The sequence below is a fragment of the Streptomyces sp. NPDC001093 genome (genome assembly GCF_040298985.1).
In the GTDB taxonomy this organism is placed as follows: Bacteria; Actinomycetota; Actinomycetes; order Streptomycetales; family Streptomycetaceae; genus Streptomyces.
In genome coordinates, this window is record NZ_JBEPBF010000187.1 from 1 (window position 1) to 13,917 (window position 13,917).

16 protein-coding genes and 1 pseudogene are annotated in these 13,917 nt (G+C 69.3%); 9 read left to right on the plus strand and 8 right to left on the minus strand.

Going from position 1 to position 13,917, the window contains the following annotated elements:
* Both ABT288_RS46140 and ABT288_RS46145 read right to left on the minus strand, forming a co-directional pair.
* Positions 1-309 (minus strand): annotated as a pseudogene (locus tag ABT288_RS46140) (hypothetical protein); the annotation flags it as partial.
* A gap of 2 nt (positions 310-311) precedes the next feature.
* Positions 312-1,307, minus strand: a complete 996-nt coding sequence (locus tag ABT288_RS46145) for a DUF4129 domain-containing protein (protein WP_351621941.1) — start codon at positions 1,305-1,307, stop codon at positions 312-314.
* A gap of 331 nt (positions 1,308-1,638) precedes the next feature.
* Between ABT288_RS46145 and ABT288_RS46150 the strand changes: the two genes are divergently transcribed.
* The gene (locus ABT288_RS46150; RefSeq protein ID WP_351621944.1) at positions 1,639-2,190 is read left to right on the plus strand and encodes a P-loop nucleotide/nucleoside kinase family protein; all 552 of its coding nucleotides are present in this window, start codon (positions 1,639-1,641) and stop codon (positions 2,188-2,190) included.
* Between the two features lie 96 nt (positions 2,191-2,286).
* On the opposite strand, the gene ABT288_RS46155 is transcribed toward ABT288_RS46150, so the two are convergent.
* The 4 genes from ABT288_RS46155 to ABT288_RS46170 all read right to left on the minus strand — a co-directional run bounded on the left by ABT288_RS46155 (position 2,287) and on the right by ABT288_RS46170 (position 4,180).
* The gene (locus ABT288_RS46155; protein ID WP_351621947.1) at positions 2,287-2,562 is read right to left on the minus strand and encodes a hypothetical protein; all 276 of its coding nucleotides are present in this window, start codon (positions 2,560-2,562) and stop codon (positions 2,287-2,289) included.
* The gene (locus ABT288_RS46160) at positions 2,534-2,716 is read right to left on the minus strand and encodes a hypothetical protein (RefSeq protein ID WP_351621950.1); all 183 of its coding nucleotides are present in this window, start codon (positions 2,714-2,716) and stop codon (positions 2,534-2,536) included. Before ABT288_RS46160 ends, ABT288_RS46155 begins: the two co-directional genes overlap by 29 nt.
* Before the next feature lie 227 nt (positions 2,717-2,943).
* Entirely contained in the window at positions 2,944-3,909 is a 966-nt protein-coding gene (pip, locus tag ABT288_RS46165; protein WP_351621953.1) for a prolyl aminopeptidase, read from the minus strand.
* 40 nt (positions 3,910-3,949) lie between these two features.
* A complete protein-coding gene (locus ABT288_RS46170; protein WP_351621956.1) occupies positions 3,950-4,180 on the minus strand; it encodes a hypothetical protein in 231 nt (76 codons plus the stop codon).
* A 729-nt stretch (positions 4,181-4,909) separates the two neighbouring features.
* Here ABT288_RS46170 and ABT288_RS46175 point away from each other — a divergent pair.
* The 3 genes from ABT288_RS46175 to ABT288_RS46185 all read left to right on the plus strand — a co-directional run bounded on the left by ABT288_RS46175 (position 4,910) and on the right by ABT288_RS46185 (position 7,798).
* On the plus strand, positions 4,910-6,349 hold the full coding sequence (locus ABT288_RS46175) for a hypothetical protein (protein WP_351621982.1): 1,440 nt from the start codon (positions 4,910-4,912) through the stop codon (positions 6,347-6,349).
* Positions 6,346-7,497, plus strand: a complete 1,152-nt coding sequence (locus tag ABT288_RS46180; protein WP_351621958.1) for an ARPP-2 domain-containing protein — start codon at positions 6,346-6,348, stop codon at positions 7,495-7,497. Before ABT288_RS46175 ends, ABT288_RS46180 begins: the two co-directional genes overlap by 4 nt.
* Positions 7,498-7,582: 85 nt before the next feature.
* Positions 7,583-7,798 (plus strand): hypothetical protein, encoded by a 216-nt coding sequence (locus tag ABT288_RS46185; RefSeq protein WP_351621961.1) that lies wholly within the window; start codon positions 7,583-7,585, stop codon positions 7,796-7,798.
* Between the two features lie 379 nt (positions 7,799-8,177).
* On the opposite strand, the gene ABT288_RS46195 is transcribed toward ABT288_RS46185, so the two are convergent.
* Complete coding sequence (locus ABT288_RS46195; RefSeq protein WP_351621963.1) at positions 8,178-9,029, minus strand: methyltransferase domain-containing protein; 852 nt, start codon at positions 9,027-9,029, stop codon at positions 8,178-8,180.
* Between the two features lie 369 nt (positions 9,030-9,398).
* Between ABT288_RS46195 and ABT288_RS46200 the strand changes: the two genes are divergently transcribed.
* From ABT288_RS46200 to ABT288_RS46220, 5 genes are all read left to right on the plus strand, one after another.
* Entirely contained in the window at positions 9,399-9,836 is a 438-nt protein-coding gene (locus ABT288_RS46200; protein ID WP_351621966.1) for an Rrf2 family transcriptional regulator, read from the plus strand.
* Positions 9,837-9,962: 126 nt separating this feature from the next.
* Positions 9,963-10,961, plus strand: a complete 999-nt coding sequence (locus ABT288_RS46205; protein ID WP_351621968.1) for a quinone oxidoreductase family protein — start codon at positions 9,963-9,965, stop codon at positions 10,959-10,961.
* Positions 10,962-10,992: 31 nt separating this feature from the next.
* A complete protein-coding gene (locus tag ABT288_RS46210) occupies positions 10,993-11,475 on the plus strand; it encodes a GNAT family N-acetyltransferase (protein WP_351621970.1) in 483 nt (160 codons plus the stop codon).
* A gap of 361 nt (positions 11,476-11,836) precedes the next feature.
* Positions 11,837-12,025 (plus strand): hypothetical protein, encoded by a 189-nt coding sequence (locus ABT288_RS46215; protein ID WP_351621973.1) that lies wholly within the window; start codon positions 11,837-11,839, stop codon positions 12,023-12,025.
* On the plus strand, positions 12,025-12,273 hold the full coding sequence (locus ABT288_RS46220; RefSeq protein WP_351621976.1) for an ATP-binding protein: 249 nt from the start codon (positions 12,025-12,027) through the stop codon (positions 12,271-12,273). The genes ABT288_RS46215 and ABT288_RS46220 overlap by 1 nt, the downstream gene beginning before the upstream one ends.
* A 227-nt stretch (positions 12,274-12,500) precedes the next feature.
* On the opposite strand, the gene ABT288_RS46225 is transcribed toward ABT288_RS46220, so the two are convergent.
* Positions 12,501-13,826, minus strand: coding sequence for a PucR family transcriptional regulator (locus ABT288_RS46225; RefSeq protein WP_351621979.1), 1,326 nt, complete (start codon positions 13,824-13,826; stop codon positions 12,501-12,503).
* Positions 13,827-13,917: the final 91 nt, after the last annotated feature.

A 13,917-nucleotide genomic window follows, 5' to 3' on the forward strand; every position in this document is an offset into this window, starting at 1 on the left:
GCCGTCGTCCGCGAGGGCCTTGGCCACGATGCGCCGCCACTCGCCGAGCGCCGGGGCCCGGCTGTGCAGCAGGCGCACCGGCCTGCGAAAGCCGCTGTCCTGGGCGGCGCCGCCCGCGGCATAGCGCCCCAGGACCAGCGCAACAGCGGTGACGAGGGCGAGGCCGGTGACGGCCGCGGCGGCACCGTCGGCCAGGGCGAGCAGCACCTCGGCCGCGACCGCGACGGTGCTCAGTACGGCCAGCGAGTGCCGTACCGATCCGGGCGCCCGCAGCACGGAGCCGGCGAAGGTCCGGACCCGCGTGGGCACCTTCACAAGGCACCCGCCACGGCTTCGGGCCCGGACGCCCGCGAGCGCAGTCCGTCGGCGATCTCGGCGAGAGCCACCGCGGCCCGGTCGCGGTGGCCGCCGTCCATCGGGTGCGTGGAGTAACGGGCCTCGCGGAACAGGGCGGTGAGCTCGACGACGGCCGCCCCCGCGGGCAGGCCGCCCGCGACAGCCCGCTCCAGCAGGTCCTGCGGGCTGTCCGAGGCGCGCCGGGCCACCCCGGAGTCGGCGAGCGACTCCTCCATGGCGGCGTAGCAGGCGATGACGGCTGCGCGGGCGCCGGTTCCGTCCAGCAGGGCACGGCGCCCGGAGTCCACGGCCTGGGTCAGGCGTTCCTGCGCGTCGTCGAACGTCGCGTACGTCGCCAGGGCCTCGGGCGCCGGCGGCCGGGTCAGATACCGCCACAGGTGCAGCCCGGCGATCACGACGACCACGGCAAACAGGGCGATGCCGAGACCGAGCAGGATGCGTGTCAGCCCGAAGTGCATGCTGTGGTCGGCGTGCCCGGCATGCTGTGCGGGCGGCAGGGTGGGTACCGGGTCTTGCCGCGGGCCGGGAAGCGGTAACGCCTCGTGGCCGCCCCCGTGGCCGGCCTCGCGGCTGCTGCCGGACGAACCGAACCGGTGCAGGACCAGGACGAGCAGCGGGACGACGAGCGACGCGGTCAGCAGGACGCGGCTCACGCCGTCAACCAGCCGCTGTTCCACCGGGTTGAGTTCCCCGGCGGCGCCGACCTGCTCCCGGTACTTCTCACGCAGCGCCAAGCCGCCAAGGAGTGACAGCAGGGCGAGGCCGACCACGAGGACGGGGTTGCCGCCAAGCGGCCCGCGGCCCTTGGCCAACAGGCCCGTGTCGGGGTGCAGCAGCAGTGCTCCCAGGGCCGCTCCGCCCGCCACCAGCACCGTCAACGCGGCCTGTGCGGCGCCGATCGTGCTGTGCCGCCGTCGCCCGCCCGCCGTGTGCTCCCGCCCCACCGCCACGCCCCTCCCTCGTGATCGGCAGCTTCGCACACCGGTCGACGGCGTGTCAGCAGGGGGGGGCACCAGTGGGACGGCAGGGGCGGGACCCTCAGCGCCGCACCATCCGCCACGTCAGGTTGTGCGTGCGCTACGGCCCGCGCCGCGATTCCCGGCTGCCGGTTGCACCAAGTGGCGAAGTGGCCTTCGTCACGCACTGATTCCGAACCTCTCTGTTTCACTTCGAGTGTCCGATCCGGTGTGCAGAGGAGTCTGGCGCCACCAAGCCGCGCGGCATGCTGATCCGACACGCTGGGCCCATGCGGGGCATGGCAACGGAGCCGGGAGAATCACGTTGATCGTCTGGGTGAACGGTGCGTTCGGCAGCGGGAAGACCACGCTGGTGGACGAGTTGCGTCCACGCTGGCCCGAGGCGCTCGTATATGACCCGGAGATGGTCGGCCATGTCCTGCGGGAGATCGTGGAGGTGCCGACCGGTGATTTCCAGGATCTCAGGCTGTGGCGGCGGGAGGTCGCCAGCTTGGCCGTGGGTCTGGTTGAAGAGTACCACCGTCCTGTTCTGGTCCCCATGACCCTGGTCGACCCGGGGTATGCGGGTGAGATCTTCAGCGTGCTGAAGGACGCGGGCATCGACGTTCACCACTTCTTCCTCAAGGTCCCCCGAGATGTCCTGGAGAAGCGGATCGACGGCCGGAGCTTCACTCCGGACAACCACGAGCAGGACGAGCGGGTCCGGCGCTGGTGCAAGGACAGGATCGAACCGTGCATGGCCGCGGCCGACACCCTGCCCAGCGACACCGTGGTCCTGGACGGCGAGCTGACCCCGCAGGAGTTGGCCGATCAGGTACTGGCTCGGGTTCGAGCCGGTGGCCCATCCGGCGCCTGATCGGCGTGGTGGCCTGGTCAAACGTCGTTGTGCTGGATTTCGGCTGCCTCGACGCCTCGAGGGGTGTGGCTTCCAACCACCTCAGACCAGACAGTCTCATTCTCGTGCGGCCTGAGTGCGGCCCAGGCGGGTGACCACTGCTGACCGATTGCCGGCCGGCTCGCGAAGTGCGGCGTTCTCCGCGAGGAGTGCGGCAATGACAGTGGCCGCGGCGGCGTCGACCTCGTCCTGGAGCCGCTGCTGCTCGAGGCGGTTGTCCTGCAGTCGACGCCGGGGTGGGTGATCCTCGGTCAGCTTCTGGTCGTGCTTGCTCGCGGTGCCTTGGCTGACCCGGTTGTCCCAGTCAGCGAGTACCGGGGTTGCGCGGTTCATGGTGGCTCGGCTCACGCCTGCCTCCGATCCAGAGGTTCTGCTCGGTCGGCTTGCCGTCGGTGCGGATGGGGCGACCGGCGAAGAGGCGTTCCATGGCCTCCCGCAGGACCCTTTCGGCCTTGAGGGAGAGACCGGGCTGGTTCGGGATGGTCATGTTTCCTTCGACCTGATGAGTGCGATCTCGACTTCACGGATCTGCCGGCCGATCACCGCTCTGCGGTTGGCCTGGGGCACGGGAAGGCCTCGAAGGCGAGTCAGGGAGGCGTGCTCCGCTCGCCAGATCGGTGGGTCTTCGGGGGCGACGATGCTGTTGCTGCAGCCTGCGGGCTGGCAACGATCGCTGAGTGGCCCTCGCTGGAGCGCACGGCGCAGCAGCGCCAATCACCGTCCGCTCTTGCCGAACCGCGCGATCGCCTCCAGGATCGCGTCCTGCATCGCGGGACTGCCTGTGTGTCCGGAGTCGTCGATCACCTTCAGCTCCGCGTCTGGCCACGCTTTGGACAACTCCCACGCGGTCTTCAACGGGCTGCCGAGGTCGAGTCGGCCGTGGATCAGCACCGCTGGGATACCGGCCAACCGGTGTGCGTCACGGAGCAGTTGTCCATCTTCAAGCCAGGCATCGTTCGCGAAGTAGTGCGCGCAGATCCGGACGAAGGCCATCAGTGCGTGGTCAGTCTTGTCTGTGTAGGCGCCCGGATGACCAAGTACCTCGTGGGCGATGACAGCATCCTCCCAGGCACACCAGTCCCGCGCCGCCTTCTCCCTGACCGCCTCGTCAGGGCTGTTCAGCAGCTGGTTGTAGGCGGCCACGAGATTGCCGCTCCGGTCCGCCTCCGGCAGTGCGTCGCGGAATGTCTCCCAGGGTCCTGGCAGCAGGCGTCCGACGCCGTGGTAGAGCCAGTCGGTCTCCTCCGGCCGGGTCATGGTGACGCCGACGATGACGACCTCGGAGACCCGCTCGGGATGGCGCTCAGCGTAGGCGAGGATCAGTGTTGAGCCCCAGGAGCCGCCGTAGAGGAGCCAGCGTTCGATCCCCAAGTGCTCGCGCAGCCGCTCCATATCGGCGATGAGGTGGTCGGTGGTGTTGTGATCGAGGCTGACGGACGGGTCGGAGGCGTGAGGCCGGCTTTCACCGCAGCCTCGCTGATCGAACAGGACGATCCGGAAGACCTCGGGATCGAACATCTTGCGACTGCCACGGCGCCCTCCACTGCCGGGGCCTCCGTGCACGCACAGGGCCGCCTTCCCATCGGGGTTCCCACTGGTCTCCCAGTAGATCCGGTTTCCGTCACCGACATCGAGGAGACCGCGCGCGTACGGTTCGAGGGGCGGGAAGGGCTGGGCCATGAGGTCTCCTCCTGAAGGCGCGAAGCACAACTTCGCGAGGCTAGTCGACGCCTGGAACGACGTCTCCTGATTTGTCCTCAGCTCTCGCGCCGAGGTACTCGGCCTCGTCACGTCTGGCGTAGGCGACCCGGCGGAGCGCGGTGTGGCGGTGCATCCCGGTCACGTCGGCGAGGATCGGGCTGGGGAGATCAGCAGCGAGGGCAGCAAGCGCCCCGTTGTCGCGCGCGGTGCGAACCAGGGTGCCGTGCGGGTTGGGTTTCTGGGTGGTCATGCCGTGCCTCGAGATCGGCTTGCCCGGGACCAGGCTCGGGAAGAGCCACCGAGGGCCTGGGTGGGCTCGCGAAAGTTGCGGACGCGGTTGGGGCCGTTCGGTAAGTTGCCGAAGCAGCTGGGCGAGCCGTGGAGGCAGCCGGACGGAGGGGGCGGCCCAGGACCAACTGGGCGTGCTTGTCACCGAACTTGAGGTGTTCAGGCGTCAGGTGGCAAAGGCGTTCGGTGGACAGGCCGAACAGCAGGCTGATCGCGCCGCCGGCGCGGCGGCACGGAAGTCGGCGCGGTCCGTTGCCTCCTGCACTGGGAGACCGTCGAACGAACAGCAGCAGTACCAGGTCCACCGGCCGCTTGCCCCGCCCGGACATGCGGGCGAGAGCCACGACAAGGTCGCAGTCTCGGCGGCGGCGTGGACGTGTTACCTCCCCGCACCGCGAGATCCACGGCGGCCGCCAGGCCGTGGACGACCTTCCGGCTTGAGATGGACAAACGGCTCGATCTCGGAGTGCCGGTTGCGGAACTCCGCCCTCGCACCTTGTCGGCGTCTGGGGATCGCCCCGTGCCAGCGAGGTGGGGGAAGTGGGTGGAGGGCTTGTGGCCTGCTCTGTTACGGTCCTGTGGCCGGCCGCGGGACTCCGGTGCGACTTCCGGAACCTGCCTCTGAAGCAATGATTCGCAGCTCGTGCCCCCATTCCCCGGCCGGCGTCAGCGCTCTTGGGGAAAGATGTGGATGGATTCGTACGGGGACCTGGTCGCAGCCGACGACGTGCTGCTCTTCGTCAACGCGGCGATCACCTCCACTGGCCAGCGTGAATTCCACAGCGACGCGGGCGAGCAGCGGCTGTCCTTGGACTTTCTCCATGCGTACATGCTGGGGAACTACCGTGACCTGTACGCCGGGGTCCTTGCCCTCGACATCAACGACTACAACGCTGTCCTCATCATCCGGCGGCTGCTGGAGACCGGCGGTGAGGCCACGGCCGAGCAACGCCGCAGCGAGGGCCGTCTGATCGCGCGCCGTCTTGCGACGCTGCCGCCGCAACGCGTGTACGGACTGTTCGGCGCCCTGCGCCGGGCCAGGGTGAACAACCGTCGCAGCCGCGCGATCATGCGTGACTGGCTGTCCGCCCGCCAAGACCTGGCGTTCGATGCCGTGAAGTACCGCAGCGGCCTGAAGCGAGCCCTTCGTCATGCACACGTGGCCCCCGCCACCGAAGAGCTGGGGACGTTCCTGTTCGCGCCGCTGGCCCGCCCGCACTATGCGACACCCCTCTTGGAGATGTGGCGCCGCGCGCACTACGAGCAGGCCGCCCTGTATGAGCTGCCCTATACGGTTGCCGAGGGCTTCGCCGCCAAGTACGGCATTCCCCGGGATGTCTTCCTGGAGCGCATAGCTCCGCGGATGACCCGCCTGGAGACCATGCGGCTGCAGGAGTCCGCGCACAAACGTGGGACTACACGGGTACAAGCGGACCTGGCGGGGATGCCGCTGACCCGCTTGGCTACCTATGTCCTTTCGCTGCCCGTCGAGGAACGTCGGCGCCGGCGTACCGAGTTGACCCACGCCCTGGAATCGGCCGCCGACCGGGTGGCCGGCTTCCACCGCGGGACCTGGGGCAAGGTCACCGCCGTCCTGGACGACAGCTTTTCCGCCTTCGGTTCGGTTCACAAGCGGCGTCGACCGCTGGCCGTGGCCCTGGCTTGCCACTATCTGCTGGCGGCCCTTGCCGGCGACTACACCGGGCTGTGGACTTCTGGGCGGACTGACGCGCTGCTGACCTATCCGTACGGGCCGACGCCGGTTGGCCGACGGATCCTCGACGCGCTGGACACCGCCCCGTCCAGGCTGGTGATCGTCTCCGACGGATGGGACAACGCGCCTCCCGGCCTGGCCGCCGAGGTGCTGCGCATCTGGCGGACCCGGCTCGATCCCGAGCGTCGCACCAGCATCGTGCATCTCAACCCCGTCTACGACGCAGCCGATTTCGACGTGCGTCGGCTGTCCGCGACGGTGCCCACCGCGGGTATCCGTGACGCCGAGGACCTTCCCGCACTGGTGGAACTCGCCCAGTTCGCGGAAGGCCGGACTGGCCTGGCCGAACTGATCACTTACATGCACACCCGCGCGGCCCGAATGACGAGCGGACACCACCAGGAGCGGGCGCGATGACCACACTGGACCTGACCGGCCTGGCCACACGCCCCTCCCAGGTCTGGAATGCCGTCAGACTGGTGCCGCTCGTGCGTGACGAGCCTGTCGACGACCTCCGTCTGGGCTCGCAGCTCTACGGGGATGTGGCCGGGCTGGTCGAGCTCGGCCCGCGCCATGGCTACATCTCCTACATCCCGCACGGATTCGTCGCCACGTGGACTGATGACGGCACGCCGGCAGCCGCCTACGGCACACAGCTTTCCGCCGACGGCAATTCGGCTCCCGCCGCCACGATGGGCCTCCGCTTCCACCGCAGAATGGCCCGCCGTGAGGCCAAGGACCGGCTGCGGTTCCTCCCTATGCACCTGGCACTGGAAGGTTACCTGGCACTGCACTTCGGCGGCCCCTCCCTCGCGTGGGAGCAGTGGTCGCAGCGTGCGATCCGTCAAGGACTCTCTCCTCGCGTCGAGGAAGCCTATGTGGGTGCCGAAGTACGCGGGCTCGCCGACGCACTGCGCATCTTCGAGATCCACCCCAACCAGTGTGGCGTGATGGTCTACGTCGCCGACGCGCTCGCTGCCGCGTTCGCGGTCCCGCACCCCGACGACTACCGTGCACTTCACCCAACGCTCCTGCAGGACCTGTACGGCGAACTGATCCACCACTACGCCACGCTGATGCCGCCGGTGCCGGACTTCCGGGCCCGCATACCTGACTCGCAGATCCGCTCCCTGACCGACCTGCGCACGGCAGTTGCCGAACAGGAGCATGCCTGGACGCATTTCCACGACACGACCATGGCGACCGGCCTGCTGGAACACGCCTACACCTGGCAGTCGGTCTTCCGGATGGGACGCTTCACGCTCTCCCGCTTCCTGCCGCCGTTCCGCCCCAAACAGGAGAACCACATCGGTGAGGCCATCAGCGACGACAGGGGCAGGATCGCCTACCTCAAGACGTTTCGCCTGTCAGAGAACCAGGTTCGTCGTGGCCACCTCCTGAGCAGGCTTGCCGCCAACGACTGGCACCTGGCGGACACCGCGGCCGATCTTGGTATCGGGGAGGCCCAGCTAGGGTTGCGGCTGGAGTCTTCCGGCTTCGGTTACCTGCTCCGTCAGGACATCTTGGATGGATACCGCAAACAAGGACGAACCCGAACTGGATGAGCACGGCGCAAAGCGCGGTCTTGATCTGGCTGATCGGTTGGGATGAGCCACCGGCCAGGCGCACCGCCGCCGTTGCGACGAAACCGTGTACGGCGCAGCCGGCGGCTTCCGTGCCGGCGCTCTCGGCTTTCTCCGCCTCGTCGATCGCGCCTTCCGAATCCGGGACGCCGTCGGCTATTTTCGCGGCTTCCTCGGCGTCCTTGACGGCGGTGTAGGCGCGGTCAAGGGCTCGCCAGACCTTGAAGGCCTCGATGCCGACCTTGACGGCTTTGAAGATCTTGCCCCAGGGGACGACTGCTAGGGCGGTGTTGACGCAGCCCATGACGTCGCCCTTGGTGAAGCAGCTGTAGGCGTCGGTGAGACCGATGACGTCGGCGACCAGGTTGAGCAGGTGGTGCTTGAGGCCGGAAGCCTGCTTCCGTGCGGCGGCAGCGGCTCCGTGCGCGGCGGGTCGACCGCAAGGTTCCGGTCCCCTGGCGGTCGGGGATGAGGCAGATGAAGGGGCCGTCGGAGGAGTGGGTGGCCACGGTTTTCGCCGGCTATGGAGACGTAGGTGCCGCCGGCCCCCCTACGATGGCGCTTCCACACCCATCTGCCAGGGCCCGAACGGCTCCCGGGGCAGAGCTCTCCACAGAATTCCGGTGCGGTATCGGTCAGCAGGCGCATGCGTCCGCTCGTGGTCACCGAGGCTGGTAGGCGGTGGCCAGCACGGAGACGGTGCCCTGGTCGGGCAGGAAGGCGTCATCATCCAGGTCCGCAGCACTCAAGTGGCGTGCGCTCGGCGTCATTCCCACCAGGTCGAGGGCTTCCTGCCTGGTCAAAAGCATGGTGTATTCGACCTGTTCGGTGACGGCGGCCTTGAAGAAGGGATCCAGCGCTCGATGCAGGCGCTGTTCCTTGGCCGGGTCGATCGTGACCATCGCAGGCACCCGGCCGCGCAGCTCGGCCAGGTGCCGCGCGCTGGGACGGACCACGATCAACCGGCCGGTCGGGCGCAGCACGCGGTGGAACTCGGCCGGGTTGCGCGGGGCGAACACGTCCAGCACGACATCGGCCACTCCGCTGGCCAGCGGAACGGGGCGGAAGACGTCCCAGGCCACCGCGGCGGCTCGTTCATGGGCCCGGGCCGCTGAGCGCAGCGCGCGCACCGATGTGTCCAGCCCCAGACCACGGGCGCCGGGCAGTTGGTCGAGAACGCCGGCCAGGTAGTAGCCCGTGCCGCACCCGACGTCCACAACCGTGGTCTGCTCAGACACGGCGTCGGCCGCCAGGCCGGCCACGACCTTGCGGATGGGCGTGTACGTGTCGGTCGACAGGAACCGGTCCCGGGCCTGAGCCATGGCCGCGTCGTCGCCGCTGGTGGCGCGGATGCCCGTCAGCAGGCCGGCGTAACCGTGGCGGGCGATGTCGAAGGTGTGGCCCACCGGGCAGCGCAGTGCGCCACGGTCGGGACGCAGGCGACGCGTGCGACACGTCGGGCAGCGCAGCAGGTCGAGGGACAGTTCGAGGGCAGGGGGAAGCGACGCGGGCACGAGGCACTCCTGGCGAAGGTGAAGGGAAGAGACCGTGCCCGCATGCGCGCTCAGCGCGTCGCTGCCTCAGGAAGGAAACGGGCAGCGCCGGAAACGTGGTTCACGCAGCAGGCACACCAAGGAGGGCGACGCCGTACGGTATCGCCCTCAACGTCTTCCGGTCACAGGAAGCAGCAGTGCGGGGTGCTCATGAATGCCACCCCATCACTCTACAAGCATCGGTGAAACCCTCACGGGTGCCGAAGCCGGGAGACACGGCTAGCCCTCGGCGTCTCCGCATACCTGGCCTGGTGTGACTTCAGCATCACCCGAACCCCCGGCTGAAGTTCTTGCTGTAACTGTTATCGTTACAGCAAGGGGGTGAAGGGCGTGAGCGCGAACAGCAGGATGACGGTCGCCGTCCATGTGCTGACCTGGATGGCCCTGGTGCACGGCCGCGGGCGCGACGTGGTCACCTCGGACCAGATCGCCACAAGCGTGGCCACCAACCCCGTCGTGATCCGGCGCAGCCTCGCCGATCTGCGGAAGGCGGCCCTGGTGACGGTCCGACACGGCGCCGGGGCCGGCTGGACGCTGGCTCGCGAACCGGAGTCCATCGCGCTGCTCGACGTCTACCGCGCGGTGCACGACGAGCCCCTGTTCGCCCTGCACCACGGCGAACCGAACCAGGCGTGCCCCGTCGGCCGCGGCATCCAGCCCGCGCTGCGCCGCGTCTACGTCGACGCGGAGGAGGCAGTCCGGCGGGAGCTCGCGGGGGTCTCGATCGCGGACGTCCTGCGGGACACCCTGGCCGCCCGCTCCGGCTGAACCGCCGAGCGAGGCCGGCCGGGGCCCGCCCTTGCGTGCAGTCGTAACAGAATCTGTTTCATTGGCTTGGGAGCATCAAGGGTCGCCGGACGGCCCGTGATCCGAACATACGGGGGTGGAAGCGCCATGCGGGCGATCGAGTACCGACGCCACGGCGGCTACGAGGAACTGCGGCTCGTGGACCGTCCTGCCGAACCGGCCACCGGCGGCCGGGCGTCGATCCGGCTCTCCTACGCCGAGGTGAGCCCGGCCGACAACACCATCAGGGCAGGGCGGATGGACCCCTCCCTGCACCAGACGCCGCCCCACATTCCCGGTGGCGGCGCGGTGGGACGGATCACCAACCCCGGGACGACCGCTCTGGCGGAGGGGGCGCGCGTCGTGGTCGGCGGCGGCGGGCTCGGCTGGCGCACCGACGGCACCTGGCGCGAGCAACTGACCGCGGACGCCCACCAACTGATACCGATTCCCGACGCGGTGAGCGACGAGGCCGCCTGCGCACTGTTCGCCGGTGCCGGATACAGCACCGCCTACCTCGTCCTGACCCGACTTGCCGGGCTGAAGGCCGGCGGTACCGTCCTGGCGCCAGGCATTGGTGGCTCCGTCGGCATGGGCACCGTGGAGGTGGCCCGCGAACTCGGCGCATCCCTGGCCGTCTCCACCGCAAGCCGCACCGACAAAGCCGAAGCCGCCCGCGCCGCCGGCTACGAGCATGTCATCGACCTGTCCCGAGAATCCCTGACCGACGGCGTCGCGCGCATCACCGACGGCAGGGGCGTGGACGTCGTGGTCGACGGCGTCGCCGGTCCGCTGCTCGGTCCCTGCATCGCCGCCCTCGCACACGGCGGCGTCTACGTCGGCGTCGGATACTCAGGCGGCACCGAAGGGACGGTGAACATCACCGACCTGATATGGAAGAACGCCACCGCCTACGGCTACACGTTCACGACGACCCCGCCGGACGTCGCCCACGCCGCCCGCGTGACCCTGCTGGACTGGCTGCGCGCGGGCCGCATCACCCCCGCCATCGCCCGCGTGTTCCCGCTGGAACAGGCTGCCGAAGCGCAGCGTCATCTGATCGAGGACCGGCCCTTCGGTCGCGTCCTGCTCACCATGGCCCGCTGAACCGGGCCGAAACAACAAGAGGAGCCGCGACATGCAGCCTCGCAAGGCCTTCACAGCAGATATTCCGGAACTGATCCGGCTGCGCGCCGTCGCGCTGGAGAGCCTGGGCATCGATCCTGGACCGGCCGACACACCGTGGCGGCATATCGCCCGCGACTGGTTCGACGAGCGAATCAACCGCCGCGACGACTGCGTCTGCCTCGTCGTCGGCGGCGGTCCCGGTGAACCTCTTCTCGCCTGCGGCATGGCCTGGGTCACCTACCATCTGCCCGGTACGCACTGGCCCGACGGGCGCCGCGGCTACCTCGACGGCATCGTCACCGACACCCCGGCCCGCGGTCGCGGCCACGCACGCCGCATCGTGGACGAACTGGTCGGCTGGCTCCACGGATCAGGCATCCACTACATCCAACTGCACGCCAGCGAGGCCGGGAAGCCGGTCTACGAAGCCGCGGGCTTCGTCACCGGCCGCTACCCGGGCATGGACCTGATCACGACTCCGCCCGCCAGGTGACTCCTGATGCGCCCCGCAAGGCGCACACAGAAGCGAGCCGGTCTTCGAGTGGCTGTGATTCCGATGACCTCGGCACCGGCACCCCCGACAGCGCCGGGGGTGGCATATCCGGCGCCTGCGGAGGCTCCCCGGGCGTCCACGGCGTACGCTTCTCGACGGTGAACTCGTCAAGGCACACACGGCACTTGAACAGGGCAAGCGCACCGACGAGACCGACTGCCCCGCCTGCCGGGAGGTTGTCGAATCGCTGCTGGAAGGCGGCGCTCTCTCCCGGCTCCAAGCCGCCCAGGGGATCCTGGGCCTGCGCAAGAAGTACGGCAGGACTCAGCTGGAGGCCGCCTGCGCCAAGGCCCTCACGGTCGTGGACCCGTCCTACCGCACCACCAAGGGCACCCTGATCGCCGGCACCGGGACGGATCCCGAGCCGGAGACCGGGCCCGCCGGCGCTGCGGCCCTCCTGCACGCGCCCCAGGGCCTGTTCGCCGCTGTCGAGACCCCCGGGACGCCGGACGGCGACCGCGACGACCTGGGTCAGGACAGTGTTGCGTGATGAGCATGTTGGACACCGCCCTGGGGGAATCTCTCAAGGCCCTGCCGCTGTCCGGGATGCTGGAGACCCTGGACGCCCCTCTCCCGCAAGCCCACGGCGGCGAACTCGGGCACCTGGAGTTCCCGCAGGTTCTCTGCCAGGAGGAGATCGCCCGCCGCGAGATGGTCGCCTTCCAACGGCGCCTGAAGCGAGCGAAGTTCGAGCAGCAGGTCACCCTGGAGGAGCTCGACTTCACCGCATCCTCGTAACCGCGCGCGTGACCCGTACCTCTGCCGTTGGCGATGCCGGTGGCGGATCGTCGTAGCCGGGAGCAAGGCCGTCGGACCGCTTCGTACCGCCGGGGCGGTCGCTGAGTCCGGGGTGCGGACGTGCTGCCTGAGGATGCGGACGGCGCGGTCCAGTGCCTGGTCGGCCTCGTCGAGGACTCCGGCGAACGGCTGAAAGACGTGGGGTACGTCGGCGGTGATGCCGAGGATCACGTCCGCTCCTGGTCGTCGGCCTGCCAGAGGGCGTGGCCGAGGCGGCTGGTCACCTCCAAGGCGGCGCGGAGTTCGAGTTCGTCGGTGCCTGTGGTCCGGCCGAGCCGGGCCTCGGCGCTCTTGACGCGGTAGGCGACGGTGTTGCGGGCGATGTGGAGCTGTTCGGCGGTGGTGATCAGACTGCGTCCGTTGGCCAGGTAGCACTGGAGGGTCTCGCGAAGCTTGGTGGTGCGCGGGTCGTGGGCGGCAAGGGGTCCCAGGGCGCTGTCGACGAACCAGCGGGCCTGCTCCTGGTCGGTGGTGATCAGGGCGGCCAGTCGGACGGACCGGTAGTCGCAGATGCGGTTGCCGGAGAGCAGGGCGAGGCGTCCTGCTTCGCGGGCGCACAGGTGGCTCTGGCGCATGCCGGCCAGGCCGTGGGCCGGGATTCCGAGAGCGGCGCGGATGTCGGGGTGTGAGGTGAGGGTGGCCTTGATCAGGTCGGTAAGTCCGCTGGTGGGTGTGCGGGGCAGGCCGATCCACAGCCAGGTGATCGAGGCTTCGGCCGGCACGGTCAAGGTGGCTGCGCCGGCGATGGTGTGAGCGATGTCGGCGACTGCGGCACGCAGTTTGGTCTCGGATGTGTCGGGCGGATCGCTCACTGCGGGCCACAGGATGCAGGCGAGATGGTAGCGGTGGACCGGGTAGCCGAGCAGGACTTCCGCCTCCTCGCTATCACCGATGGGCGTGCCGGCCAGGATGCGGTCCACGAGCGCGCGGCGTGCCGCGGCTTTGCTCTGGCTCCAGCGGTCCCGCTCGGCGATGTACTCCTCCGCCATGACAGAGGCGTGCATGTCGACGTGATCGAACAAGCGCTCGTTGATGCGCTGTGTCTCGGAGAGCTGGTCGCCCGGCGGCACTTCGCGTTCGATGGCGGCGGCCAGTTCGCGCGCCAGCTCTGCGTGTCCGACTCGGATGGCCCGTAGCACTCGGTCGAGTGGGATGCCGCGCCGGGCGAATTCGCGGTCGCTGTCCACGGTGTCGGGTGGGATGTCGGCTTTGGACGGGGCGCGATCGTGGCGCAGGGTGATCAATGCCGTGAGCACGCCGGATTCGACGGCGCGGCGCAGGGTGAGGGTGGGGCCTGGTCCGTCGCCGTGCTCCGGGACGCGTTCGATGACGCGCCGGGTCATCGCGGCCGCGGTGTCCACGGCCCATTGAACGGGCCCGGGCCCCAGGTCGGCGGCTGCGGCTGCCAGTGTCTGCGGCGAGCAGGCCGCTGGGGTCTGCTGTTCGTGAGGGGTGGGGGTGTGCAGCCGCAGCACCCAGTCGTAGGCGGTCACATCTTGCCTCCTGGGGTGGGTGCCGTGAGGTGCGTCAGGAGTGATCTTTTCACCGCGTGGGGTCGGCCGGGTCCGGCTGCTCGCCGTGGAG